We start from the raw sequence: 26,714 nt of genomic DNA, 5'->3' as shown, positions 1-26,714 counted from the left end.
TATTAATTAAGGCTAAATTGAAAAATGAATAGAAGGTATGTCAAAATAAGATAGATGAAAAAATAAAGTCAATATTTATATATAAAATTTAAAGATATTACAGAAAGTCTTATGTTATAAAACACAAGAAATATCAAAAGAAAGAAATGCACTTCTCTTATACTTTTAAATAAGGAGTGGAGGAAATGAATGAACATATACAGCAGATGATTGACTGGATTGAGGTCAATTTAAAAAAGGAATTTTCATTAGATGAATTGTCCCGTTATATGGGGTATTCTCCTTATTATTGTTCTTTTAAATTTCACCAAGTAACGGGTTTCAGTATTAGACGCTATATTCTTCTTAGAAGGTTATACTTATCTATAGAAGATTTAAAGAATGGTAGGAAGATAATAGATATCGCATTGGATTATAGTTATTCTTCGCAAGAGGCCTATAGTAGAGCTTTCAAGAATGTTTTTGGAATGAATCCAAGAGAATTTCAACTTAACCAATTGCCTATTCAATCATTTGTTAAACTCAATATAAATAAGGAAGGAGAGTTTAATATGAATATTTCTAGAAAAATAGAGGTTGAACAATTACGAAATGCGAAGAGCGAGCTGTTTGATAAAGATGTATTAAACATATTGAATGGCCAAATGATGTATGAAGAATTTAAAAATGAAAAGCTAATGGGTGATTCTGATTACGCACCATTTAATGAAGCGATGTGTGTAAACCGAGTTACTACACTAGTTTTTGATGAAGAATTTATTAAGACAAGGGCAGCAGGACATAACAGTTCAGTAGAAAGTTACACAAAAAAGGTTATAGATCCATTAAAGAAACTTTTTACGAAAGAGTATAAATGTATTGTTTTATGGTTTGGTGAAGATATGTTTTGTCAAATGAACTTACTTACAATACTTTCATACCTTGAACAGTCTCGTTATGAGGGGAAGGTATACTTAAATAGCTTTAGAGAAGATGAATTTAAAGTAAATCAAATTGAACTTGAATTAGGAAATTATTCTTCGGTATACAATGAAGTATTAGTAAATCATAAAAAGACTTTCTATAAGGTACCACCTGTAATGTATCAGGCTATAGATCTATATTTAAAAATGCTAAAAGAAGATAATAATGTAATAAAATTTATCTCTAAAAATAAAGATTTATCAACTCAAGAATTATTAACGAAGTTGTTTCATCTTTTTCCAACAATCGGATATGGGGATTCTCAGTACATAGAGCTGATTAATAAAATAAAGAAGAAAGCTACACCAAAAATATAGGTGTAGCTTTCTTCTTATAATTGCTCAAGTAACTCTAATTCTCCCTCTACAAATAACATTAGTTCTTTAATTATTTCGCCAGAAAAATCAAAATGAATTCCAGCAGCTTCATATACTTCCGTTAAAGATTTAGAGCTACCTAATGATAAGGCCTTTTTATAATTTTCAAGTGCTTGCTTTGGATCCTCTTTATATTGTTTATACATTTGTAATGCACCAAGTTGGGCGATCGCATATTCAATATAATAAAATGGTACTTCAAAGATATGGAGTACAGGTAACCAACTCGTTGCTATCCAGTTTTCGTAGCCATCAATATGTATGACGCTAGACTGATAATGTTTTTGAAGTTGTAAGTATTTTTCATTTCTTTCTTCAGAAGTATGACTTGGATTTTCATACAGCCAGTGTTGAAATTGATCGACAATAAGCATAATAGGTAAATATGAAATAACATCTTTAAAGAAGTTAATTTTTGCTTGTTTTAAATCTTTTTTGTCTGTATAGAAGGTATCCCAATAATTAAGCGAGAATAACTCCATTGTCATACTGGCTAGTTCAGCTGTTTCAGCTGGAATTTCTATATACTGTCGTAATTTTAATGATTTTATGAGTTCGTTATGAATACTATGACCCATTTCATGTATAAAAGTGATAATATCATCTTGTGTATAATTTAAGTTCATAAAAATAAATGATAATTGTGAAGCTGGTAAGTACTCACAAAAGCCTCCAGATGCTTTTCCTTTGCGGCTTGTTAAATCAAGACAATTATGTTTATACATTCGGTTTAAAAGTGCTGAAAATTCAACATCTAGTTTATTAAAGATATGAGTGCTCTTTTCAATTAAATCATTTTCAGTTGCAATTGGTTTAAGTACTTTTTGATCTGGAGTTACAGCTGATACATCCCACGGGCGAAGCGTATTGACTTGTAGTTTCTCTTTTTTCTCTAGTAATATTTTATCTTTAAGAGGCACAACATACTTACGTATGGATTCAGCTAGTTCATAGCAATCCTTCGCTGAATAATCAAAACGTTCGTATTTCTTGAACATATAATCACGATAATTCTCTAGTTGAATATTTTTTGCTTTTTGATGGCGAATTTCAATTAATTGATTTAATATGTTTTGGAGTTCTTTTTCAACAGATAAAAATTGTTCAGAAATAATGGTTTTTGCCTTTTTACGGATGTCACGATTCGAATCTTGTAAATAGGATTGTAATTCTGTTATCGTTTTTTCTTCTCCGTCCCAAATTCCGCTTAAACCTCCAGTGATTTCAAAATACTCTGTGACTAATTTGTCTTCCTTTATTTCTAATTCGATATTTTCCTCACAAAATAACTTTTGAGCATTTTTTATTTTTGTATCTAATAAACCATATACGTTAGAATCTAATTCCATTCGAAAAGGTGACTCTAAATATTTATTATCCAATAAATTTTGGTACCGTTTTAAAAGTGGCTTTACAAATTGTTGATCATGTTCAAAAGTATCCTTTATTTTTTCATCATCCGTATTACATTGAAAGGCGATATAATGTGATCTTAATTGTTCTTCGATTTCCCAAATCACTTTTGACTGCTCTTTTAACCAGTTTTCTAGGTCTAGTTTTGAAGAAATCATTTCATTCAATAAAGTAGAAAGAGTATTTTCTAATTCTAGAACGTTACTAATATCAATCGTATTTAAACGCTGCATGACATATCCCTCACTTTTTATTTATTCATGAAGATATTCTATTTATTAATTATAATTTCCTTTTTAAGAGGAGAAAATGTAAAAAAATGTTAAATTTAAAAATTATAGAAGGTATTTATATGTGAAAGTAAAAGTTTATCGTAAATGAAAATTTACGGAGGGAAGTGCAATGAAAAGAGGAAAGAAGTTGATTGTATTTTTATTTTCAATTGCTGTATTGTGTGCTTGTGAGCCTGAAATGGAAGAATCCAAAAGTGAAGATTCTATAGTTATGGATATTGCTACAGCAGCGGTAAAGGAGGAATCTTTTTTTAGTGCTGCTATATGGGATGAAAAGGCAAGAATAGTAGATTTAGAGATTGCTGATAGCGAAAATGCTAACGAAATAAAAAAAGAAATTAATAAAAGATTGCAAATTCAAGGCATTATGTCCTATAAAGTAAATATATCTCAAGAAACAAGGAGATTGTAAATGCAGAAAATAGATGGGAGTTAGTTTTTGGACAGATATTTGATGATGTATTCAGAAAGAATGGATATGAAGGGTTTGGTATTCAGCAAATAAATTATAAAAAGAATCAACCTGTTACCATTGATATAAAAACTAAGATTAGAGATGATGAAGTAGGGGCAAGAGAATTTGGACAGAAAATAGAAAAAGAAGTTGAAGGTGTACTTAAAACAGAAGCAGTAAAGAAATAGATTGAAAATGATTCATATGCTATTGGGATTTACGATATAGAAGATCGAAAAATTAACTAATTGAGGAATGGATGGTATATAAATAAAAAGTCGGTGTAATTAAATATAGAATTGCTGAAGGAGGTGTAATATGTATAAGTATTTACATATTTTAAACGATATAGAAAAAATGATTCAAAATGGAGCGATAAATGAAGGACAGAAATTACCATCAATACGGTCACTTGTTACGCAATATGAATGTAATAAGGCGACAGTTATACGTGCGCTTTATGAATTGGAAAAGCGTCATATTATATATTCTGTCCCTCAAAGTGGATACTACGTTGTTAAAAAATCAGGGAGTACTATAGAAAATAACGAGATAATTGATTTCGCTTCTTCAGCACCAGATTCAGATGTTTTCCCATATTTAGATTTTCAGCATTGCATTAATAAGGCTATTGATACTTATAAAAATGATTTGTTCGTATACGGAACACCGAAAGGGTTACCATCTTTAATTCCAGTCATTCAAAAACAGTTGGCAAATTATCAAGTGTTCACGAAAGAAGACAATATTTTTATAACGTCAGGCGTGCAACAGGCACTTGCAATATTAACTTCTATCTCATTTCCAAATGAAAATGAAACAATATTAGTTGAACAGCCAACGTATCATTTATATATAGAATATCTAGAAATAAATAAAGTTCCAGTAATCGGTATTAAACGTACGAATGAAGGTATTGACTTAAATGAATTGGAACGTATTTTTCGAACAGGTAAAATAAAATTCTTTTATACAATACCGAGATATCATCATCCGCTTGGAACTTCTTATTCTAAAGACGAGAAAGAAAAGATCGTGTTATTGGCTAAGAAATATAATGTATTTATAGTGGAAGATGATTATTTAGCAGATTTAGAAACAGATTCAAAAGCCGATCCATTATATAGCCTGGATCATGGTAATCATGTCATATATTTAAAGAGTTATTCGAAAATTATTTTTCCAGGTTTACGAGTTGGTGTAGCAGTTATTCCACCGATTATTTCGAGTGCTTTCCATACATATAAAAAGATTTTAGATATCGATAGCCCAATGATATCCCAAGCTGCTTTAGAAATTTATATAAAGAGTGGCATGTTCGAACGCCATAAAAATAAAATTAAATCTTCCTATAATAATAGATCTAAAAAACTAGCAGAAGCATTAGAAAGAATGCATAGTGAAAACCCGCTTTTATTCACATATAAAAAGCAAAATACAATTGGAATCCATACTTGTTTAGAAGTACATAAAACAAGCATTTCGGAAATGTTGATACAAAGACTAAGTGAAATGCAAATCAGTGTTGATACGATTGATAAAAATTATGTGAGAGGTTTTCCGAAACAAAGACTATTAAAGTTGAACGTAACGAATGTAAAGGAAGATAGGATTGAGGAAGGAATTCGTAAAGTAATGGAGGAAATCAAACAAGTGGAACGTCTAAATTTTCAATTTAAAAAAGAATAAAATGAATAAGGAGGTTTGTTGTGAAGCGTAAAATAATTCTCTTGTTTGTGTGTACCGTTGTAATAATTTGAGCTATAGTTGTGACTCATTATTATAAAAAAGATGATCAATGCATTGCAGTTGGTAAGTATTCAAGAGGTATTATCATAGGTCAAAATAAAGAACCTATATTTAATGTGAAAATTTATGAAGGTTCTATTAATGGTAAGGAACGCAGTATTTCAAATGCAGAAGGTGAATTTGAAATACTAGATGGGGTATGTGGTGAGATTGTTTTACAATTCGTTACTCCAGATGGAGAAATCTATACGAGGAAATATGATAGGAAGCATATACCAAAAGTTATAAAGCTTAATTAGAAACATAAAGGTGAATAAGATGAAACCATTACGGAAAAAGTAGCAGTTGTGGTCGGAGCAACTATATATGTAACTGGATAATTATATATTTTTTAAGAGCACTCTTAGCAAAGGGTGCTCTTTTTCATCATAAATATTTACTTAGCATCTTTTTAAAGTGATTTTTATCAAAATTTACATATTGTGTAGCTGTATTTCGTATTGGATCTCCCGCGTAAAATCTTTCGTATAATTCGTGTCTTGATCCTAATGGGCTTCCAATAATATCCCAGGCTAACTTAAATAATTTTGTGCGTTGTTCGGCATCTATATTTGTTCCTTTAAAGTGCTTTTTTAATAAATCAGCTATTGGACTCTGGAAATCAATCGAGCTTGAAGGAAGTTGAATGAAGCCACCTGCTCCAATTAATTGTAAAATTTCTATTGCGCGGGGATAATATTTAGAACCAAGATTCCTTGCAGTTTCGATATATTTAAAGTTTGGTAAATAAGTTTTTGTTTCATTTGTACTACCTTCAACTTCTGCAGCAATTAAAAGTGCGCGAATTGTTTCGATTTGCATAATTAATTCTCCAAGTTTTTCTTGAACATGCAAATAAGTGTGAGCTCCAATTGCTTCAGCAATTTCAAAAGCAATCGCAGTTATAAATTCTAGCTTTATTAGTAATCGTACTATAGCTTGATGATAAGCTAAACTACTAGAAGCTGTATCTGATTTTATAGCCCAAATTGCTTCTGGATTGTTATAAAGTAAAACACGTTCCCAAGGGACAAATACATTATCAAAGATTAATAGTGCATCCATTTCATCATACTGTGAGCTAATAGGGGAATCAACTGTGCTTGAAGTTGTATTTGCATATGGTTCTCTACAAACCATATGTAATCCTGGAGAATTGGCTGCCACGATAAGAAAGTGAGCTAAATCTTTTTGAGCGTCAGTCAGTTTTGTTAATGGGTAGATTAATAAATCATTTGAATAAGGAGAAGCAGTTCCTATCATTTTCGCACCACTTAAATAAATTCCATCAGAAGTTTCTTTTGTAACTCTTAGCAACCCTAAGTCATTTGCATTTAACATTGATTCTGTTGAGCGATTTATTTGTGGATCACGTTGGACTACACTTAAAAACAAGTGATTATCCCTAGCTTTTTCATAATAAGATGCGATTTTATCTAGAAACTGTGCATCGAACTTTTTATAAAAATCTCTTGATACGTACCAGCCAGTAAGTCTCGATCTTGCGTAATCAGATAGTCTACTCATTACACCGTCTGTAGCATAACTCCATGTTTCAAATGCAGTTCTTCTCATTAATAATTCATTATAGGAATTGGGAACTAAAAATGATTTATGAACAAAGTCTTTCGTTTTTGGGCTCACATATCCAATAGAATCTCTCTGTTTGGGATCATCAAATAACGAAAATAAATTAGAAATAGTACATAGTGTCCCCGCAAAATTGTTGTCTGTAGTTACATCTACTTTTTTTCCATAGAGCCAAACATTTCGACCATCTTGTAAGCTCTTTATATAGTGATCCTTTAAATTTTGCATATTTCCTCCTTTTAAAGATTACTCATATATTTGTACATCTTTTAATGGTGGTGAATATACGTGGAATGTTATTGCTGTTGAATCTGTAGCATTATACATTTTATGCACAGTATCTTTTTTTACGGTGAAAATATTTCCCTCTGTAAACTCTTCAATCCGTTTGCTATTTTTTTCGTACGTAATATTTTGTAGCGTACCATTGACTATTAATATACATCCTATAGATATTCCGTGATCATGAATAAGAGTCTTTGCTTTGCTAGGGAAATTTAATACTAAAATCTCCACAAATTCAGACTTATAGATAACATTTCTTCCGTATTCAAGGTTAATTGGTGAAGTAATAAAAGGAGATATTTTATGAAGTGTAATATTTAATGATTGAATAGCGGATATTAGATTGGCCGTATCGTAGTCACATAAGTTATGAAACGCTTTTTTGATGTTATGAATCAATTGCATGTAAAACTTCCTCCTAAGCATGTACATTAAGAGAAAAAGTAATCTAATATTATATAGAGCGTAGTGAATTACATAATATTGTATTGAAACATTAAAAAAAAGTGACTTCTTTTACTTAGGAAGATTATTTAATTTGAAATTATGGTAATTAATTCCATTGATATGATATGCTTGAACTATATACTTTTTTATTGGAAAGGTGATGAAATAAATGGCAGTTCTTTTAGTGGAAAACCTATATCAAATGTCTATTGTTTTATTACTTCTATGTTCATTTTGTTTTTATAGATATTTAAAGAAAATAAAAAGGGAAAGAAAGCTTACAGGTTTTGAAATTACGATGTATATCGTGACGCAAATTGCGTATTTCATTTGGGCGGCAACAACTTTTCTTAAAATGTTATCAGAATAGTTAATTTATGGTTAATTGTTTATTAGGTGCTGGGCAGAAATGTACGGTAAATAAAGGAAAAGGACAAAGATAGGCTTATAGGTTAGGTAAATAAATATAGTCGGTATCTAGATCGATTACAATATCACTTATAATGTCTTTACAAAAAGAGCGGGGAAGACATTCATAATTATGTCGAACACAAAACAGATCGATGACACCACCGTTAGAAATCCCCTCATGTTTTACATTCAAATACATCCTTTTTAATTTCGTAATTGAAACGCATTGTCCAGCTACATACTCATTTATACCATATCCATCAAATTCAATTATCATTTTATCACTGTTGGGTGCTAGTCAACGTTATAGCTTAAATTTTAGATGAATTTATTATACATTGTTTGAAATTTAGTGAGAATATATTTTTATAAAATGTGAGGGTTATAAATGGAACAAAATAAATTAGTTTTAGAAGGACCAAAACGTCTTAAGTGGGAAACGCGCGAAATTAATTCTATACAGGATGATGAAATTATCGTTAAAACAATTGCAGGTGCAATAAGTATTGGAGCAGAGTTACCACAGTATAAAGAATCGGATGTTTCAGATACAAATCCTATTTATCCAAGAAAAACTGGATATGAAAGTTATGGTGAAGTGATTCGAGTTGGTAATAAAGTAACGAATTTAAACATAGGCGATAAAGTAGTTTCTTTTTATGGACATGAAACGATAGGAATAGTTAAGGGACATAAAGTGATTCGAGTTCCTAATTCAATAAAACCTAAAGTTGCTTTATTATCTATTCTTTCGTGTGATGCTGCTAAAGGAGTATTAAAACTAAATATGCGACAGGATGAAAAAGTACTTATAACTGGAATGGGAGTTATTGGTTTATTCGCTTGTTATTTTTTAAAATACTATGTAGGTGTTAAGCATGTAGATGTTGTTGAACCTAATAAAAATAGAAGAGATTTTGCAAAGAATTTTGGTGCGAAAAACATATATGAATCAGAAGAACAAATAATAGAAACATATAATTACGGTTTCGAATGTTCTGCTACAAATATCGGATTTCATACATTACAAAAAGCACTTAACAGTAATAGTGAAATATGTATACTTTCTGATGGGAATTTAGAGGAACTAACATTAACCGCTGATTTTTATGAGAAAGAACTGCGGATCATTGGTTCAAGTGACGGATATAATTATCAACAACATGCAGATTGGTTTTTTAGTCAAATAGAACAAACACCATGGATAGAAGAGATTTTTCAACATGAAATACAACATACAGGACTCATTCAATGTTTTGAGGAATTAAGTCAAGGAATAATTACCCCTTTAAAAGTATTTGTCTCATATGAATAATGAACAAAATGACCAGGTACTTGTCACATAGCCCACATATGTTTAGACACTAATATGATAGCAGAGCGCGGAGTAACATGTACGGGGATTCTTTAATAGGTACAACGGGTTGTGAAAACAGAGAATGGTTTTTGCTCTTTCATTATGTACAAATAGTATATTATCTTTCTCAGTGTACATATTAAGTAAAGAGTTTAATATCAAACATAAAAGGGGGGATAATATGAATGAAAATAAGAAAAATGAAGAATTGATTAAATTTAAGAAACAATGGTTTAATGAAGATAATCAACCAGTAGCTGGAATAGAGTTAGCTTTACCGCCTGATATAGGCAGCATGTTAGACTCCAAATCAGTTGATGATGAAAGTGAAGAAAGTAATAATGAATAAGTTTAATCTATATGCATCCATTCGGGTGCTTTTTATTTTTTTGACAATGGAAGATGGAACATCAAATCCTTATTGAAAAAAGGTTGGTCAAAATAGATTCTTTTTCAGTATATGTAAGTTTGATTTTTACAAAAAAGTTTAATTAAAATACATTTAGAATGCTATATGAAATGGGAATGCTAGTAACATTCACCATTAAAGGATTGGGCTATTATGAATATGATTTTTGAAAGCATTATTTTAATTCTGACTGGGATTATTGCATTAAAAATGACAGGTAGTAAATCTGTTAGCCAAATGACAAGAGCTGAAATTATTATAGTAGTATCAATTGCACGTATTATTGTGGAGCCTGTATTAAGTCGGAAAGTAGGCCCATCTATATTTGTAGCTGTAATATTTGCAGGCGTCCTTCTTATCATTCATTTCTTTGAATTGAAATCAAAGAAGATGGAACAATTCCTAAATGGCAGTAGCATTATAGTAGTAGAAAATGGAGAGATTGTAAAAGAGAATTTGATGAAGGCGAAAATGTCGGAACAACAACTATATATGCAATTAAGAGAAAAAGGGATTCATGATTTAAAGAGTTTACAGCAAGTTACAGCTGAACCGAATGGACGTATTGGTTATCAATTAATAGAGAAAGCTCAACCGATAACTTTAGAAATGTTAGAAAAAGTAATAGATCAGTACAATATAAAAAGATAATTTATCTTAAGAAAAACCAATACTACAACGGAAGTATTGGTTTTTCTATTTTTTTACACATTAATATAGGGGAAATAATAAGCCAATCTTAAAATTAGATATAGGCTTATTATTATGCTATATTCAATGAACCTATAGTGAATGTGGTAAAAAATTAATTTGGCATAGGTAACCGCAGCACTAAAATTTATAAGTTTTTAATGTGATACTAAAAATAGGATTAGAACAAGGAGATAGAATCATAATGGAATTTTGGGAATCAAGCTTTATTGAGAAGCAAACAATGTGGGGGTTTGAACCTACAGAATCTGCAATTTTGACAAAAGATTTTTTTGTGGAAAACAATGTTAAAGACATATTAGTTCCGGGTATTGGCTATGGAAGAAACGCAAAGGTATTTATCGAAAATAGTATAAATGTAACAGGTATTGAAATTTCGAAAACAGCGATCGATTTAGCAAGAGAAAACGGACTAGAAGATGTTAGTATCTATCACGGTTCAGTAAACGAAATGCCTTTTGATAATAAACTGTATGATGGGATATTTAGTCATGCACTTCTTCATTTGTTGAATGAGCAGGAAAGAGAGAAATTTATTAAAGATTGTTATAATCAGTTAAAACCTGGTGGATATATGGTTTTTACAACTGTTTCTAAAAAAGCTCCAATGTACGGAAAAGGAAAACAGTTGGAGCAAGATTATTATGAGATAATGGAAGGCGTAAAAATGTTCTTCTATGATTCTGAATCTATAAAACAGGATTTTAAAAAATATGGACTAGTACAAGTTTCGGAAATTGATGAACCAAATAAGAACATGGCAAATAAACCTTCAATCAATTTCTTAAAGATAATATGTAAGAAAGAACGATAACTAAAAGTTATTAAGAATGATTAAGTATGTTTATATATTAATTATGCACAAATAAAGAGGACAAGCATATAATAGAAATACCTTTTAACTTTAAGTAACCTTAACTTTCGTTAATAGGGTATCTCAAAATCCCCAAAAGAGCACTTGCGGAAACAAGTGCTCTTTTATTTTTTGTTTATTTAAGATGAATAAATTTCGTTAAATCAATATGGTATTTTAAGCCATTATTTTATATAAAATGGTAAAATAAATAAGGAAAATGTTTAAGGGGGCGGGACATTTGAAACTAAAAGAGCTGGCGAATTTGTTATTGATTAAAGAAACTATTGGCGATATGGATGTAGAAATTACGGGGTTAGAAATGGATTCTAGAAAGATAACTGATGGAGATCTATTTATATGTGTATCAGGTATCGATGGTTTTCTTGAAGATCGACATCAATTTGTTGAAGATGCAGTGAAGAATGGTGCTGTAGCGTTAATTGTAGAAAGGGATGTAAATATTGAGATACCTAAAATAATTGTTAAAGATGCTAGATATGCTATGGCAGTTATTGCGTCACACTTCTATGGTTATCCATCTAATAAAATGAAGCTAATTGGAATTACAGGTACAAATGGAAAAACAACTACTTCCTATTTACTTGAAAAAATTTTAAGTGATTATGGATATCACACGGGGATCATGGGGAATAACGGAGTGAAAGTTGATTCAAAATGGTATCCTACTGATATTAATACGCAAGAACCTCCAACACTTCAACGGAATTTGCAAATGATGAAAAATCAAAATGCAGATTATTGTGTTATGGAAGTTACGTCACAAGGTTTACATATGGAAAGAGTGAAAGGATGTAACTTTAAAATAGCTGTTTTTACAAATTTAACGCAAGATCATTTGGATTATCATGGAACATTTCATGAATATAAGCATGTAAAAGGTCTTCTTTTTTCAAGATTAGGAAATGATTTATCTACTACGGATAAAAAAATAGCTGTTTTGAATGCAGACGATCCATCGGTAGAATACTTTAAAAAAATTACTTCAGCTGAGGTTATCACATATGGAATACATAATAGAGCAGATGTTCAAGCGAAGAACATAACTTTAAGCCCAAAAGGAATTCGTTTTTTAGTTTCGTCCTTTAATGGAGAAATAGAGGTTAGCCTTAATCTTGTAGGTCGTTTTAATGTTTATAATGCATTAGCAGCAATAACAGTTGCAATGGTTGAAGGTATTCCACTTACAAACATTTGTGATAGCTTATCTAACTTAAAGAGTATTGAAGGTAGAATGGAAATTATAGATGAAAATCAAGATTTTCTTGTAATAGTGGACTATGCTCATACACCGGATGCGTTAGAAAATGTTCTCTCTACAATTAGCGAGTTTTCAACAGGTAAAGTTATCACTGTTTTCGGTTGTGGTGGAGATAGAGACACAAAAAAACGATCTATAATGGGCGGAATTGCTGGAAGTTATAGCGATTTTGTTTTTATTACTTCTGATAATCCACGTTCGGAAGATCCGCAGGCAATAATGAAAGATATTGAAAAAGGATTTTTGCAAAATAATAATTTGAATTATAAAGTAGAAGTAGATCGTGAACTTGCAATAACTCACGCAATAAACATGGCATCTTCTAATGATATCGTTTTGATTGCAGGCAAAGGGCATGAAACGTATCAAATTTTAAAAGGTTCAACTATTCATTTTGATGATAAAGAAAAAGCTCGACAAGCAATTATTAATAAATGAATGAATTCAATTAATAGCTGAATAGTATTTCTAATAAAAATAATGTTTTAGATAAAGCTAAAACTAATAACGAAGCAATTTTTTGAAGAATTTATAATTGAAAGGTAAGGGTGTTTCTCTGAATATATGAGGGAAAAACCTTACCTTTTATAGTTTTATTTCTGAACAACAAACGTAATAGCATTTGTTTTTAATTGAATATGCCTTTCAGCGCGAACAATATCATAGACTAATTCTTTTATTTCAACTTTAATTTCTTTCCATTCCTTATAAATACTTTTTAATAGATGTATCATATCTTCAGTAGGAAGGTTAATTTCAATTAAAGCATCTAACTCTTCATTTGTATGTAAGTCAATTTCTTGTATGTTCGAATTAATAATTAAACAATTCATACCGCCGCTTTTTGTACCTTCTTTTATGGAATGGAGCACTTTTTTTAAATCTTCTTCTGATTGAACATGCTCTAAACTGGATACTGCAACGATATAATCATAAGTATTAGGTTGGATGTAGTAGTTTTCAATTGCTACTTGTTCCGTTTTAATATTATTAATTACACCATATTCTTTACAATAAGTTTGTAATTTTGTTAAAGCAGAATCAAGTAAATCCACACATGTAACAGTACCACTCGCATTTTGAATCTTTTGGGCAATGGGAATACTATTTCTTCCAACGCCAGAGCCGAGATCAAGTACTTGCAAGTTGTTGTTTCCTTCAAAATAATCCATCAAATCCATAACTGTTTTAACCGGCTTGTACAGCCAAGAACCAGTTTCAAATAGTTTGTATTGTTCATAGCAAAGGTCATGATATTTCTTTTCTTCTTGTCTTATAAAATTAATGCGATTCATAGTGTTTCAGCTCCAATATTATTATTGTAAAATGAATGGGTAGGACAACCTTTTACATTTGTTTGAATTCGAAAAATACCACCAGCATGTGGATATTGCTTTAATTCGTCATCCGTCATTCTTGTTCTGGCTGTTGTAACATATAGGTCGGTTAAATTAGGCCCTCCAAATGTACAAGATGTTACATATAGCGCTGGAATCGGGATACTTAATATTTGTTCACCAGTTGAAGGGTTCCATCTAGTAATCTTTGAACCTCCCCAATGAGCAACCCATAAGCAACCTTCCTCGTCAATTGTCATACCATCAGGTAGACCGTCATTTTCGGGGAAAATAATTACATCACTTGGATTACGAATTACTCCAGAGCATATATCATAATGAAAACGAACTACTTTTTTAGTAGGTGTATCGATATAGTAAAGGTATGTATGGTCAGGTGACCAAGCTATGCCATTTGATGTATTTACATGTGAAACTTTTTTCTCTACCTTTAAATTATTATTTAAACAATACAAGGAGCCAGCAGCATTAATACCGTATGTATCTGTAGTACCTGCCCAAAAACGTCCTGCCGGATCGCATTTTCCATCATTAAAACGATTTTTAAATAAATGTGGTTCAGGGTCAAAAATATGTGTCAGTTTTTCTGTTTCTACATTAATAGAATAAAAGCCATTTTCCATAGCTAGGAGTAGTATGTCATCTAAATATGGAACAACACAGCCAATTTGTTGATTGAGAGCAATTACTCGGTTTGTATTAGCGGTAGGACTAAATATGCATAATTGTTTCTCCACAATATCAACCCAGTATAAAAGTTGCTTTTTTTCATTCCAAGATGGTCCTTCAGCTAAACTTGCTTTCGCATCTAAAACTAATTCTATATTACTGTCCAAGATGTTCACCTCGTTTTATAAGATATTTATATAATTCGATAAGAATAGGGGCAAACCTTTTAATCAGAAAATATTAAGATTTGTACTATGGAAAAACTGATTTTCTCGAGTGATTAAAAAAATGTATAAATATTGAGAGGAAAATGCATATGATGTTTTATGAAATTGTTTGTTTTTCTTGTAAAAATATATTTCGTGTTTATGAAGGCAGTGAAAAATATAAGCGATTTAAAGAGAAACCAAAAGGGGTATATTGTTGTGATGAGTGTAGTCATAAAATTCAATTAGAGGCGATAAAGAATTTTTTTAGATAAGTATACGTTTTTGATTCGGAAAAGTTTGACAATAAAACTATTTTAAATTATCATATGAAAAAACTAATATGTAAAATGGCATGGAAGAGAAGAGTAGTTAAGAAAGAATACGTACAGAGAGCTCTGGTAGCTGAGAAAGAGCAGTATACATCTTAATGAAAAAAGACTTGGAGCTGCGCAAGGAACTAATTTATTTAGGGATGGTGCGACGGGATCTCCCGTTATAGAGATAGGGTATAAGCATATTTTGCCGTACCTGAAGAGGTTAATATGGCGACATATTAACAAACTGAGGTGGTACCGCGAAGCTAATAACTCTCGTCCTCAAGATGAATAATCTTGGGGGTGGGAGTTTTTTTAGTGCAAAAAAATGAAAATGTGAGAACAAAAATATAATTGAGGTGAGTAGTATATGCATTGGGCGTATGAAGTAGCACACGAATTAATTAGAAAACATCCAAACAAAGAAACTTTTGTTTGTGCATCTGGAATTAGTCCATCTGGTTCTGTTCATATTGGGAACTTTCGTGAAATCGTAACGACTTATTTTGTTGTAAGGGCGCTTCAAGATTTAGGGAAAAAGACTCGTTTTATATTTTCATGGGATGATTACGACAGATTTAGAAAAGTCCCTAAAAATGTTGATTCATCTTTTGTAAAGTATATCGGAATGCCATACTGTGATATACCAGATCCGTATGGATGTCATAATTCATATGCCGAGCATTTTGAAAAAGAGTTTGAGGAATCGCTTCAAGTATTTGGGATTGAAGTGGAATTCATATATCAACATGCTGAATATAGAAATGGAAGATATAACAAAAACATATTGGAGGCTTTATATAAAAGAAAAGAAATATATGATATTTTAATGAGTTTTAAAACGGGAGAGTGTAGTGAAGAAGAGCGAGAGGGCTTTTATCCGGTTACATTATATTGTGAGAAATGCGGGAAAGATGCGACAACGATTACACATTTTGATGAAGTATTAAAAACAGTTCGGTATGAATGTGAATGCGGAAATCAAACTGAATTATCGGTATTAAATACAAATGAAATGAAACTGAATTGGAAAATCGATTGGCCGATGAGATGGATGATAGAGGATGTTGTTTTTGAGCCGGGCGGAAGAGATCATTCATCAGAAACGGGTAGTTATAATGTATCAAAAGAAATTGCGAGAAAAATATTCAATCGTGAAGCGCCTCATTACATTGCTTACGATTTTATTGGAATTAAAGGGCATCATGAAAAAATGTCTAGTTCCTCAGGGAATAGTATTACACCTAGCGAGTTGCTAAAAGTGTATTTGCCCGAAGTGATTCTATTTATGTTTGCAAAATATAGGCCAGACGCAGCGTTTCATATCGGTCTTGATGAAGATGTGATTCGCAATTATACAGAGTATGAACGATTAAAAGATAGTTATAAAAATAAAACGCTCAAAAATGAAGATTTATTTGATGCAATTAAACTCTCAAAAGTTGATAGCCAGTTTAAAGAATATCCGAGATTTAATCAAGTAGCAGGAACGTTGCCGTTATTAAATTTTGACTCATCTATTTTACAAAATATATTTGGGGAAATAGATAGTAGTTACGGATTACCTGAAATGATTGCGATATGTAATCGTGCAGAGTATTGGATAAGAAACTTTCAATCTGAAAAATTAATTGCAGTAAATCAAGAGAGAAATACAGAGTTTTACAACACATTAAATGAAAGACAGAAAGAACGGCTAGTAGAAGTCTGCAACATACTTCGTTCTAACAAAGATTACTCTAACTTAATGGAACAATTGTACGCGCTTTGTCATCATGAAAATAAAAAAATAATGAAAGAAAATCAAAAACAATTATTTATTATAATTTATAGGCTTATTATGAATCAGTCCAGTGGTCCTCGTATACCGTTATTAATACATGTTGTAGGTATCGAAAAAATTATCGAATTATTAGATTTCTAAAAAAAGCAACGCAAGTAATTAGCTAAGTACTTGCGTTCCAAATTTTACTACCGTGAATACAATTTCGGACATTCATCACCACTAGGTTCATAAAAACAATGACTTTTAAACTGTCCTACAAACGGCTGATTATACCATTCGGGCGGACAAGCTCCAACTGGACGGAAATACCAAAGAGCCCATCGTGCAGGCCAGCGCCACTCACCTTGTAAAACTTTTCGTGCGATTTCTTTTTCTGATTCACGAGCGCGTTGATAAAAATATCCGTATTGCACTGCTTCGAATCCACCAGGGCTTTGATATACAGCATCACGTACGGTACGGAGTTGTTTAAAATCTAAGCAATCACAAAATACACGATTTACTACTACGCAGCCAACAAGTTGTTCACCTTGTCGACCTTCGCCTTCAGCTTCAGCACGCATTAAACGAGCTAGTAAATCAACATCGCTTTCGTTATATGGAATAAGGGGCATAGTGATACCAACTTTCTTTACCTGTTATAGTAAAGAGTGTATGTATGAAAATAAGCTAAGTGCTTTTCTATATGTAAATTCATTAATTATTAAAAGGAGCTTTTATGAAAAAAGCTAATTAGTAATTGTAGACTAATATAAAGAGGAGAGATAATATGCATCGAATTCAGAAAGACCATATCATTTACGCAATGTCACCAGAAAATAAACCATGTATGGAAGTAGAAATTGGGAGTCGCCTTATATTTGAAACATATGATTGCTTTGAAAATCAAATTAATTCTGAAGATGTTGTGTTCCAAGAGTTAGATTGGAACCGGATTAATCCAGCGACTGGTCCAGTATATATTAATGGTACAGAACCTGGTGATATATTAGTTGTTACGATTGAAAAGATAAAAATTGCAGAGAAAGGCGTTTTAACTACAGGTGCAAATCTTGGTGTAATGGGTGAAAAGCTACATGAAAATACAGTGAAAATTGTCTCAGTACATAATGAACATGTTTTGTTTTCAAATGAACTACAAATCCCGATTAATCCAATGATCGGTGTAATTGGAACAGCGCCGAAAGAAGCGAGCATTTCATGTGGCACACCACATGATCACGGCGGGAATATGGACTGTAAAGAGATAAAAGAAGGGACAACATTATTATTACCTGTAAATGTTCCTGGTGCTCTATTAGCATTAGGTGATTTACACGCAGCGATGGGCGATGGTGAAATTGGGGTTAGTGGAGTAGAGGTTGCTGGTGAGGTAACCGTAACAGTCCAAATTATAAAAGGGAAAAAATGGCCACTACCAATGGCTATTCAAAAAGAAAAAGTAATGACGATAGCTTCAGAAAAATTGCTAGATGATGCAGCGAATCGTGCTGTACGTAATATGGTGACATTTTTACATGAAGAATTAGAAATGTCTAAAGCTGATGCAACACTTTTATTATCGGCTGCCGGCAATTTAAAAGTTTGTCAAGTGGTTGACCCGCTGAAGACTGCTCGAATGGAATTAGGGATGAATTATGTGGAGAAATTGGGGTTTACTATGAGTGAATTCCATATTAAATAAGAAATGATAGAAGAAGGATGATTTTGTATAAAAGTATCTTTTTTGATTTACGGATTATATAAAAAAAGGTAGTATTTATTTTATATAATTGAATATAAGATTGTGGATCGAAAAAGGAGTAAACACATGGTTAAAATTATGATTGTAGAAGACGATATGAAAATTGCAGAACTATTATCAACACATGTTGCGAAATATGGGTATGAAGGAATTATTGTATCGGATTTTCAAAATGTATTAAATATTTTTTTAGAAGAACAACCAGAGTTAGTTTTATTAGATATTAATTTACCGAGTTTTGATGGGTACTATTGGTGTCGTCAAATTCGCGGAGTTTCCACGTGTCCGATATTATTTATTTCAGCTCGTGAAGGTACGATGGATCAAGTTATGGCGTTAGAAAACGGTGGAGATGATTTCATTTCAAAGCCCTTTCATTACGAAGTTGTAATGGCTAAAATTCGAAGTCATTTAAGACGTGCTTACGGAGATTATGCACCGAAAGTAGAAGAACGGATGGTTGAGCAACAGGGTCTTTGTTTATATCCTGAAAGGCTTGTATTGAAGCTTAAGAATCAAGAAATTGATATAACGAGAAATGAAGCTATTTTATTAGAAATGTTAATGAAAAATTATCCGCGTTTTGTGAGTAGAGAAGTGTTGTTAAATAAATTATGGGATAGCGAATCATATGTTGATGATAATACATTAAGTGTAAATACAACACGTGTGCGAAAAAAGTTAAAAACATTACATATTGAGGATGCGATTGAAACGATTCGTAGTGTTGGATATAGACTACATATTACTTGGGATACTGGTATGGAAAAATGATAAGGCTGTTTATACGTGATCATATACCTCTTATTTGTTTTACAGTCATTCAACTATTATCCATATTTCTCGTTTATTGGTTTGATGGGCATAAGCATATCGCGACGGCATTGTATGCAATGTTTTTAGGTGCCTTTTTTATGGTAGGCTATTTAGTACTTCGTTACTTTACTCATCGTACTTTCTATGAACGATTAGCAAACCCGATGCAATCTTTAGATGAATCTGTTCAAAAATCTGATTTTGCAGCTATATCTGCTGCGCTTCAAGACTTACTTGAGGTACAATATCGCCATTATCAAAATCAGCTCCACATACAAGAAAGAAAAAATAATGATCATTTAACTTTTATGAATCAGTGGATTCATCAAATGAAAACACCTTTATCTGTAATAGAATTAATTACACAGGATGAAGTGGATCCACGTTTTGAAAGTATAAATGAGGAAACAGATAGGCTGAAAAAGGGGCTAGAGATGGCACTGTATGTCGCACGTTTAGAAGCATTTACACAAGATTTTTATGTGGAAAGAGTACAATTACATAAAATAGTGAATGATTCTGTGCATGAACATAAACGCTTCTTTATCCGGAATTTTGTATATCCAGAGCTTAAAATTGATAAGGACATTACAGTAGAAAGTGATGCGAAATGGTTACAATTTTTAATTGGACAAATACTATCAAATGCGATTAAATATTCATCTGGTAGTCGAGAGAAGATTAAAGTGAAAGCTTGTAAGGAAGGTAATAATGTTATACTTGAAATTGCTGATAACGGTGTAGGCATACCGAAGCAAGATTTGCCAAGAGTGTTTAAACCTTTCTTTACAGGAGAAAATGGTAGAGATTTTAAAGAATCAACTGGAATGGGGCTATATCTCGTATATGAAATTACGAAGCAATTAGGACATAGTGTAGAAATCCATTCAGAAGTTGGTAAAGGTACGGTTGTACGAATTAAATTTTATAATGTATAAATAAGTGATCTAGGCTAAAGAGCTTTGGAAATAAGTTTTTTAGCCTTTTTTTAGCGGTTATATGAAATGGTAAAACGTCATATTAGTATGTATAATGACACACTAATAAATACGATTGTTAAATTTGAAGGATTTAATAAAAAGCTGATAAATATTTTTGTAAGAAAAAAGCCACCCCTTTGAAAGAGATAGCTTCATGGATCCTATCCTATGTATAAGTATAATGTTCGAATACGTGATATGTTTTGTGGACTATAATACAATTAGTCTTTTGTTTTTTCATGATACAGTATTGTAATTAAGTAAACAAACTTAATAATTTATACCCAATTAACCCCAAAATAGTGATAGGAATCATCATTAAGAAAGAAGACACACGATAAGCATTAGAGCGTTCTAATACAAGAATCAAGATAATTCCGACTATCACTTCCGTATATCCAACAGGTAACATGTGACTGTAATCTTCAAAGTTTAATAGAATGTGAAGTCCGTCCGCTACAAAAACTCCACTTAAAAGTGCGCTTCCGAATTTATGAAGTGGATTTGTAGTATCTTTCCATAGAAAACCTGCAATTCCAAAGATAGTTCCTCCTATACATGCACATACAATCCATACAGATATAAAATAAATAGAGTGAGCTACATTTTTAATAACTATTGCATAACCATAATAGCCTAATACCATACCGAGTAGTGCAAGGATACCAGAAAGCATAGCTGTACGCTTAGAATAACTAAGGCTAGCCACGAAAAAGGATGGAACTAACCAAACGCTTCCTAAGTTAGCTAATGAATGCCAATTTCCTGGAAGTATACCTTGCCCCAATTTCGTTAGTATACCAACAAGTATCCCTACTATAATCGGGAGGATAAAAATCCTTACAAACATATTTAACTTTGTGATTTCTAATGTCCTGTCCATAAATTCAATCCTTACATTAATATTTTCTGCAACTATATAATAGCTTATTAAAGGGGAGTAATCAATAATAATTTATTGAAAAACAATAAGTTATTATTGGGTAACGAATAACATTTTATTTTTATATAATAGAGTGTTTAGAAGTTTTTTACAGGGGAAATCTAAAGGACGTATTACAATCAATGTAATTTTTGCTTGTTCAATATGAAGTTGAAAAATGATAAATAAGTCTAAAAGAAAGCAATCTTTTTAACAGCACAAATAATTGCATTTACTCATACAGTACTATTATGGTACAATATGGTTACTAATGACGGAAAGGAATGATGGGTGGACGATGATTAACTAATCTTATTTTTAAATGTTGAAATTCAATACATTTCAATTTCTAAAAAATAGGATTAGTCTGCCCAATTTCCATACAACGGTATTGCTATTTGATTTGCGTAATAGCTTATTTGGGTATAAATATTTTAACGACTAATCCTGCCAAATTTATTTGGGAGGATTTTTTTATTCTCCCTTAATGAAAGGGATCGGTATTATGAAAGAACTATTAAAATTAAATGATGTTTATGTTGAAATAAAGGAAAATATGTTGTTAGAGAAAATGAATGTGACAGTAAAACAAGGGGATGTTATCGGATTAATTGGTAAAAATGGTGCCGGTAAATCAACGTTACTTCAATTAATAAATGGGAAGATTGAGCCTTCAAAAGGTACTGTTGAATGGATGCAAATGAACATGACAACAGCATATGTTGAACAAGAAAAAGAATCTTTTGTTAGTAAGGATATAATTGCAAAAGAAGCAGAACTTCTTGCGAAATGGGGCGTGCCAACGAATGATTTTCGTACTTTAAGTGGTGGTGAAAAGCTAAAAGTTCGATTAGCAAAAGGATTTGCTGAAAATCCTAATGTCTTAATATTAGACGAACCGACAAATCATTTAGATGAGATGAGTACAGAATTTCTCATTAAGCAAATTAAAAATATGAAAGGTACAGTTATCGTCGTATCGCATGATCGATATTTTTTAGATGTTGTCGCGACTAGAATATGGTCAATTGAGGATAAGAAATTAATTGACCATAGCGGTAATTATACGAGTTATATGAAAGCACGTGAGCATAAAAGAATGACGCAGCAGCGTGAATATGAAAAACAACAAAAAAAGATAGAACAAGTAGAAACTCATATAAAAGAACTAAGTTCATGGTCACAAAAGGCACATGCGCAGTCTACAAAACAAGAAGGAGTTAAAGAATTTTATCGTGTAAAAGCGAAGCGCATGGATGCACAAGTGAAGTCGAAACGAAAACGTCTCGAAAAAGAGCTAGAGAAAACGAAGGTAGAACTTGTGAAAGAGGAGTATTCAGTTGAATTCTCTATTCAAGCGAGTAAAAAAGTAGGAAAACGTTTTTTAGAAGTAAAACAATTGCGGAAAGAATTTAATAATCGAATATTATTTGAAAACGTTAATTTTACAATTCAACACGGTGAGAAGATTGCGATTGTTGGACCAAACGGTAGCGGGAAAACAACTTTACTGAAGATGATTATGGGAAACGAAACTGCTGAAGGAGAAGTATGGATTTCACCTTCAGCAAACATCGGTTATTTAACACAAGAAGTATTTGATTTACCGCTGGAAAAAACACCAGAAGATTTATTTTTCAAAGAGACGTTTGAAGAAAGAGGAAAAGTCCAAAATTTAATGAAACATTTAGGGTTTGAACCTTCCCAATGGAAAGAGCCGATACGATATATGAGTATGGGAGAACGAGTAAAATGTAAGCTAATGGCTTATATTTTAGATGAAAAAGATGTACTTATTTTAGATGAACCAACGAATCATCTTGATCTGCCTTCACGTGAACAGCTCGAAAATACATTAGCTGAGTATAACGGAACACTCGTTATCGTTTCTCATGATCGATATTTTCTGGAGAAAACAACAAACACAAAACTTGTGTTTGTAAACAATACGATACAAAAGCAGCTTGAAGAACCTACGAAAACTAGAGATGAAATTGAAGAGCTACGTTTAACGTTAGAAACAGAAAGACAAGAAGTATTAGGGAAATTAAGCTTTTTAACTTCTAAAGACAAAGAATATAAAGCTCTGGATGAACGATTTATGGAACTTACGAAGCAGATTAAGGAGCTTTAATATAAGTAAGGGGGATTAACATGGGAGAAGAGAGTGTGACTAAGTTATTTAGAATAGATTGTGGAGATCTATACCTACAAGAGTTTACGGTCAATGATGCAGAGAGTATTTATCAAATACATTTCAATTAAAGGCGTAAGTTAAAAATATAACTTTGGGAAGGAAAAGACCATTATCGGTCTTTTCTTTTTCGTATAATAAAGATAGGAGATTGTATTTCTTACCACTATACAATTATTATAAGATAGTTATGCGTTAATTTTAATTTGTAAATAATGTTATTATCGGTTTTTTTAGAAATCTTACAAGCGTGTAAGATAAATGAAAGATGAATCAATATGAGCTATAAGAGAATTCATTTACACTCTATTGTGAGAAGTGCAAATGAAGGGAGAATAGAAATGGAAATTTTACATGCAAAAAATATTAGTAAAGTATATAAAGGGAAAATACCTTTTAAAGCATTAGTAGATATTGATTTATTAATCCAAGAAGGTGAATTTATAGGGATCATGGGCCCATCTGGTAGCGGAAAAACAACATTATTAAATATGGTATCTACTATCGACTCTCCAACATCGGGAGAAATAGTAATAAATGGTACGAATCCTTTCCAGTTATCATCTGAAGATTTGGCTTTATTCCGTAGAAAACAATTAGGATTTGTATTCCAATCATTTAATTTACTTAGTACGCTTACAGTGAAGGAAAATATCGTATTGCCGATGACGTTAGATGGTGTTTCTGTGCAAGAAATGAATAAACGAGTAGAAGAAATTGCAGAGAAATTAAATATTACAGATATATTGAATAAAAGAACGTTTGAAATTTCAGGGGGACAAGCTCAAAGAACAGCAATTGCTCGTGCAATTGTTCATAAGCCGCAATTATTACTTGCTGATGAACCGACCGGGAATTTAGACTCTAAATCTTCAAATGATGTAATGGAGATGCTGGATACGCTTAATAAGGAAGAAAAGGCAACGATGATGTTAGTTACACATGATCCGTATGCAGCTAGTTTTTGCAGCCGAGTAATCTTCATAAAAGATGGTCAACTGTATAACGAAATTTATCGTGGTGAAAGTCGGCAAACCTTTTATCAAAAGATTATGGATGTCCTTTCTTTGTTAGGAGGGAAAAGGCATGACTTTTCGGCAGTTCGCATTTAATAATATTTTTCGAAATAAGCGTACATATGCTGCTCATTTTTTAAGTAGTGCATTTTCGATTATGATTTTCTTTACGTATGCACTTTTATTATTTCATCCTGATTTACAGGGGGAGTTGAAATCAACAAGCTCAACAATAAGTACATTTGGTACATTAGGATTTAAAGTTTCGCAAGGGTTGATATTTGTATTTTCATTTTTCTTCATTCTATATTCAGTTAGTTCATTTTTAAAAACGCGTAAGAAAGAATTTGGCATTTTAATGATGCAAGGTATGTCAATGAGACAGCTTAAGAAGTTATTGTTAATTGAAAATATGTTAATTGGAATTGGTTCAATTTGTATAGGTATTCTTATTGGACTCATTTTTTCTAAACTAGTTTTATTAATAAGCGCCAGTGTATTAATGATTAGCAATGGATTACCTTTTTATATACCAGTACAGGCTGTATTATTAACAGTCATTACATTTCTGTTCTTATTTTTAATTGTTTCGCTAGTAACATTTAAAATGATAAAAGTTACAGAGCTTGTGGAACTGATTCAAGCAGGGGAAAAGCCAAAACCTGAACCAAAATCGTCAATTTTATTATCAATTTTCTCTTTGTTTAGTATAGGGTATGGCTATATTTTAGTATTTCGCTTTATCCCAAGTTATAGTTTTATTACACTCGGAATGGGTGTGCTCTTAGTAATTATAGGAACATACTTTTTATATACACAGTGTAGCGTTTATATATTGCATCTTGCGAAAAGGAGTGAATCTTTCTTTTTAAAAAGAACGAATATATTAACATTTTCAGAATTAATTTATCGTATGAAAGATAATGCAACAATGTTTTTTATAGTATCTATTATTTCAGCAGTTGCTTTTACAGCAATTGGAACGACAGCTGCTCTTGGAAATAAAGATTTGGTAAGGATGACAAACCCGTATACATTGCTATATGTAGCTCCTGAAAAAAACAAAATAGCGGATAAACATCTCTCTACAATAAAAAAATATTTTGCTGATGCTAATATTCCATATCGAATGGCTTCATCCTCATACATATATACTGAAAGTAATGTATATGTAATGAAACTAAGTGAATATAACGAACTTGCGAGAGCACTCGGTTATCAACAAGAAACAATTGAAAAAGAAGATGAAATGTTATTAATCCCAGGAATGGTATCACAAAAACAGGAATTTAAAAATGGTGATTATAAAAAGGATATTGAGGTCATTCAAGGAGAGTGGACAAAGACATTTCATGTGAAAAAAACTGTAGATAATTTAGTTTTGCCACATGATACGGAAGGGATTTATATTGCTATTCAAGATTATGTGTATGATGAAATTCCGCTTAATAGTAGTCCAGATTATGAAAATATAATTCAATATCGAACGTATGGATTTGTTGTAGATGATTGGTTAAAAACGAAAGAAATTTCAAATCAATTAAATAATATATTCGAAAAAGAGCCTAGAGACATACATTTTGAATTTAGAGCTCTAACTATAGAGTTGTTAAGTGCAAAACAAACAAATGGATTATTACTGATGGCAAGTGTTTTAGTTGGAATCGTCTTCTTCACATTCGCCGCTAGTTTTATTTACTTCAGGTTATATACTGATTTGGATCGCGATCAACAACAATATAAAATGATTTCGAAAATGGGATTAAGTAAACGAGAGTTGAAAAAAGTTGTAACGAGACAGTTATTATTAATGTTCTTTTTACCGATTATCATTGCAGTAATTCACACAGTGGTTGCTTATATGGCATTGCAACAATTGGTCGAATTTTCTATTTTAAATAGTTCTATCTTAATTCTAATTTCATTTATTTGTATACAAGTTTTATATTTCTATATAACTCGTTGGCGCTATTTAAAAAAGCTTTATAAAACTATGGAGCAATAGAGATTATGAGCAAGTAAGATTGCAGAAAAGCATGTAAAAAAACAATTTTGGTTATGAAAGGAACTGTG

The 26,714-nt window shown here is 31.6% G+C and carries 25 protein-coding genes, 2 pseudogenes and 1 other annotated feature; of the genes and pseudogenes, 19 read left to right on the top strand and 8 right to left on the bottom strand.

Annotated elements, in window-relative coordinates; genetic code table 11:
• Positions 1-185 precede the first annotated feature (185 nt).
• Positions 186-1,280 (top strand): helix-turn-helix domain-containing protein, encoded by a 1,095-nt coding sequence (locus tag ACTFRN_RS16830; protein ID WP_001002100.1) that lies wholly within the window; start codon positions 186-188, stop codon positions 1,278-1,280.
• Positions 1,281-1,294: 14 nt separating this feature from the next.
• Here the strand turns inward: ACTFRN_RS16830 and ACTFRN_RS16825 are convergent, their stop codons facing one another.
• Positions 1,295-2,986 carry a M3 family oligoendopeptidase gene (locus ACTFRN_RS16825; RefSeq protein ID WP_074567921.1) on the bottom strand — a complete coding sequence of 564 codons (1,692 nt, stop codon included), beginning with the start codon at positions 2,984-2,986 and terminating at the stop codon, positions 1,295-1,297.
• A 169-nt stretch (positions 2,987-3,155) separates the two neighbouring features.
• Here ACTFRN_RS16825 and ACTFRN_RS16820 point away from each other — a divergent pair.
• The 3 genes and pseudogenes from ACTFRN_RS16820 to ACTFRN_RS16810 all read left to right on the top strand — a co-directional run bounded on the left by ACTFRN_RS16820 (position 3,156) and on the right by ACTFRN_RS16810 (position 5,548).
• Positions 3,156-3,688: pseudogene (locus ACTFRN_RS16820) on the top strand (DUF4030 domain-containing protein).
• 130 nt (positions 3,689-3,818) lie between these two features.
• The gene (locus ACTFRN_RS16815; RefSeq protein ID WP_000280103.1) at positions 3,819-5,189 is read left to right on the top strand and encodes an aminotransferase-like domain-containing protein; all 1,371 of its coding nucleotides are present in this window, start codon (positions 3,819-3,821) and stop codon (positions 5,187-5,189) included.
• Between the two features lie 74 nt (positions 5,190-5,263).
• Complete coding sequence (locus tag ACTFRN_RS16810) at positions 5,264-5,548, top strand: hypothetical protein (RefSeq protein WP_049112679.1); 285 nt, start codon at positions 5,264-5,266, stop codon at positions 5,546-5,548.
• A gap of 127 nt (positions 5,549-5,675) precedes the next feature.
• Here ACTFRN_RS16810 and ACTFRN_RS16805 read toward each other — a convergent pair whose 3' ends face one another.
• Together ACTFRN_RS16805 and ACTFRN_RS16800 are read right to left on the bottom strand one after the other, a co-directional pair.
• Entirely contained in the window at positions 5,676-7,106 is a 1,431-nt protein-coding gene (locus ACTFRN_RS16805; RefSeq protein ID WP_049112677.1) for a 4-hydroxyphenylacetate 3-hydroxylase family protein, read from the bottom strand.
• Between the two features lie 18 nt (positions 7,107-7,124).
• Positions 7,125-7,568: a cysteine dioxygenase gene (locus ACTFRN_RS16800; protein WP_049112675.1), complete on the bottom strand. Its 444-nt coding sequence runs from the start codon at positions 7,566-7,568 to the stop codon at positions 7,125-7,127.
• 211 nt (positions 7,569-7,779) lie between these two features.
• On the opposite strand from ACTFRN_RS16800, the gene ACTFRN_RS16795 reads away from it, so the two are divergent.
• The gene (locus ACTFRN_RS16795; protein ID WP_049122638.1) at positions 7,780-7,980 is read left to right on the top strand and encodes a hypothetical protein; all 201 of its coding nucleotides are present in this window, start codon (positions 7,780-7,782) and stop codon (positions 7,978-7,980) included.
• A 75-nt stretch (positions 7,981-8,055) separates the two neighbouring features.
• Here ACTFRN_RS16795 and ACTFRN_RS16790 read toward each other — a convergent pair whose 3' ends face one another.
• Entirely contained in the window at positions 8,056-8,298 is a 243-nt protein-coding gene (locus ACTFRN_RS16790; protein ID WP_049111239.1) for a hypothetical protein, read from the bottom strand.
• A gap of 111 nt (positions 8,299-8,409) precedes the next feature.
• On the opposite strand from ACTFRN_RS16790, the gene ACTFRN_RS16785 reads away from it, so the two are divergent.
• From ACTFRN_RS16785 to ACTFRN_RS16765, 5 genes are all read left to right on the top strand, one after another.
• Complete coding sequence (locus tag ACTFRN_RS16785; RefSeq protein WP_074567922.1) at positions 8,410-9,336, top strand: alcohol dehydrogenase catalytic domain-containing protein; 927 nt, start codon at positions 8,410-8,412, stop codon at positions 9,334-9,336.
• Positions 9,337-9,559: 223 nt separating this feature from the next.
• Positions 9,560-9,727, top strand: coding sequence for a hypothetical protein (locus ACTFRN_RS16780; RefSeq protein ID WP_014893697.1), 168 nt, complete (start codon positions 9,560-9,562; stop codon positions 9,725-9,727).
• Positions 9,728-9,940: 213 nt separating this feature from the next.
• A complete protein-coding gene (locus tag ACTFRN_RS16775; RefSeq protein WP_074567923.1) occupies positions 9,941-10,438 on the top strand; it encodes a DUF421 domain-containing protein in 498 nt (165 codons plus the stop codon).
• A 244-nt stretch (positions 10,439-10,682) separates the two neighbouring features.
• Entirely contained in the window at positions 10,683-11,312 is a 630-nt protein-coding gene (locus tag ACTFRN_RS16770; RefSeq protein ID WP_074567924.1) for a class I SAM-dependent methyltransferase, read from the top strand.
• A 280-nt stretch (positions 11,313-11,592) separates the two neighbouring features.
• Positions 11,593-13,071, top strand: coding sequence for a UDP-N-acetylmuramoyl-L-alanyl-D-glutamate--2,6-diaminopimelate ligase (locus ACTFRN_RS16765; protein ID WP_074567925.1), 1,479 nt, complete (start codon positions 11,593-11,595; stop codon positions 13,069-13,071).
• A gap of 155 nt (positions 13,072-13,226) precedes the next feature.
• Here the strand turns inward: ACTFRN_RS16765 and ACTFRN_RS16760 are convergent, their stop codons facing one another.
• Positions 13,227-13,928, bottom strand: a complete 702-nt coding sequence (locus ACTFRN_RS16760) for a class I SAM-dependent methyltransferase (protein ID WP_088106772.1) — start codon at positions 13,926-13,928, stop codon at positions 13,227-13,229.
• Positions 13,925-14,827: an SMP-30/gluconolactonase/LRE family protein gene (locus ACTFRN_RS16755; RefSeq protein WP_140383379.1), complete on the bottom strand. Its 903-nt coding sequence runs from the start codon at positions 14,825-14,827 to the stop codon at positions 13,925-13,927. The genes ACTFRN_RS16760 and ACTFRN_RS16755 overlap by 4 nt, the downstream gene beginning before the upstream one ends.
• Positions 14,828-14,970: 143 nt before the next feature.
• On the opposite strand from ACTFRN_RS16755, the gene ACTFRN_RS16750 reads away from it, so the two are divergent.
• Together ACTFRN_RS16750 and lysS are read left to right on the top strand one after the other, a co-directional pair.
• A complete protein-coding gene (locus tag ACTFRN_RS16750; protein WP_000551046.1) occupies positions 14,971-15,141 on the top strand; it encodes a DUF2197 domain-containing protein in 171 nt (56 codons plus the stop codon).
• A 72-nt stretch (positions 15,142-15,213) separates the two neighbouring features.
• Positions 15,214-15,470: a binding site (T-box leader), on the top strand.
• Between the two features lie 83 nt (positions 15,471-15,553).
• Positions 15,554-17,107: a lysine--tRNA ligase gene (lysS, locus tag ACTFRN_RS16745; RefSeq protein WP_074567928.1), complete on the top strand. Its 1,554-nt coding sequence runs from the start codon at positions 15,554-15,556 to the stop codon at positions 17,105-17,107.
• A 47-nt stretch (positions 17,108-17,154) separates the two neighbouring features.
• Here lysS and ACTFRN_RS16740 read toward each other — a convergent pair whose 3' ends face one another.
• Positions 17,155-17,583: a cell wall hydrolase gene (locus tag ACTFRN_RS16740; protein ID WP_001128419.1), complete on the bottom strand. Its 429-nt coding sequence runs from the start codon at positions 17,581-17,583 to the stop codon at positions 17,155-17,157.
• A 155-nt stretch (positions 17,584-17,738) separates the two neighbouring features.
• On the opposite strand from ACTFRN_RS16740, the gene ACTFRN_RS16735 reads away from it, so the two are divergent.
• The 3 genes from ACTFRN_RS16735 (at position 17,739) to ACTFRN_RS16725 (ending at position 20,467) form a co-directional block, all read left to right on the top strand.
• A complete protein-coding gene (locus ACTFRN_RS16735; protein WP_049111248.1) occupies positions 17,739-18,653 on the top strand; it encodes an acetamidase/formamidase family protein in 915 nt (304 codons plus the stop codon).
• A gap of 126 nt (positions 18,654-18,779) precedes the next feature.
• Positions 18,780-19,487, top strand: a complete 708-nt coding sequence (locus ACTFRN_RS16730) for a response regulator transcription factor (RefSeq protein ID WP_074567929.1) — start codon at positions 18,780-18,782, stop codon at positions 19,485-19,487.
• The gene (locus ACTFRN_RS16725; RefSeq protein WP_001992193.1) at positions 19,484-20,467 is read left to right on the top strand and encodes a sensor histidine kinase; all 984 of its coding nucleotides are present in this window, start codon (positions 19,484-19,486) and stop codon (positions 20,465-20,467) included. Before ACTFRN_RS16730 ends, ACTFRN_RS16725 begins: the two co-directional genes overlap by 4 nt.
• A gap of 298 nt (positions 20,468-20,765) precedes the next feature.
• Here ACTFRN_RS16725 and ACTFRN_RS16720 read toward each other — a convergent pair whose 3' ends face one another.
• Positions 20,766-21,392 (bottom strand): DUF6518 family protein, encoded by a 627-nt coding sequence (locus ACTFRN_RS16720; RefSeq protein WP_000376250.1) that lies wholly within the window; start codon positions 21,390-21,392, stop codon positions 20,766-20,768.
• 544 nt (positions 21,393-21,936) lie between these two features.
• On the opposite strand from ACTFRN_RS16720, the gene abc-f reads away from it, so the two are divergent.
• From abc-f to ACTFRN_RS16700, 4 genes and pseudogenes are all read left to right on the top strand, one after another.
• On the top strand, positions 21,937-23,565 hold the full coding sequence (abc-f, locus tag ACTFRN_RS16715) for a ribosomal protection-like ABC-F family protein (RefSeq protein WP_014893696.1): 1,629 nt from the start codon (positions 21,937-21,939) through the stop codon (positions 23,563-23,565).
• A gap of 20 nt (positions 23,566-23,585) precedes the next feature.
• A pseudogene (locus ACTFRN_RS16710) lies at positions 23,586-23,684 on the top strand (acetyltransferase); the annotation flags it as partial.
• A gap of 282 nt (positions 23,685-23,966) precedes the next feature.
• Positions 23,967-24,737: an ABC transporter ATP-binding protein gene (locus tag ACTFRN_RS16705; protein WP_000404252.1), complete on the top strand. Its 771-nt coding sequence runs from the start codon at positions 23,967-23,969 to the stop codon at positions 24,735-24,737.
• Entirely contained in the window at positions 24,712-26,646 is a 1,935-nt protein-coding gene (locus ACTFRN_RS16700) for an ABC transporter permease (protein ID WP_074567931.1), read from the top strand. The genes ACTFRN_RS16705 and ACTFRN_RS16700 overlap by 26 nt, the downstream gene beginning before the upstream one ends.
• The last annotated feature ends 68 nt before the right edge of the window (positions 26,647-26,714 follow it).

Source organism: Bacillus cereus group sp. MYBK245-2 (assembly GCF_051916145.1).
In the GTDB taxonomy this organism is placed as follows: Bacteria; Bacillota; Bacilli; order Bacillales; family Bacillaceae_G; genus Bacillus_A; species Bacillus_A pacificus.
This window is presented reverse-complemented; position numbering and strand designations above follow the sequence as displayed.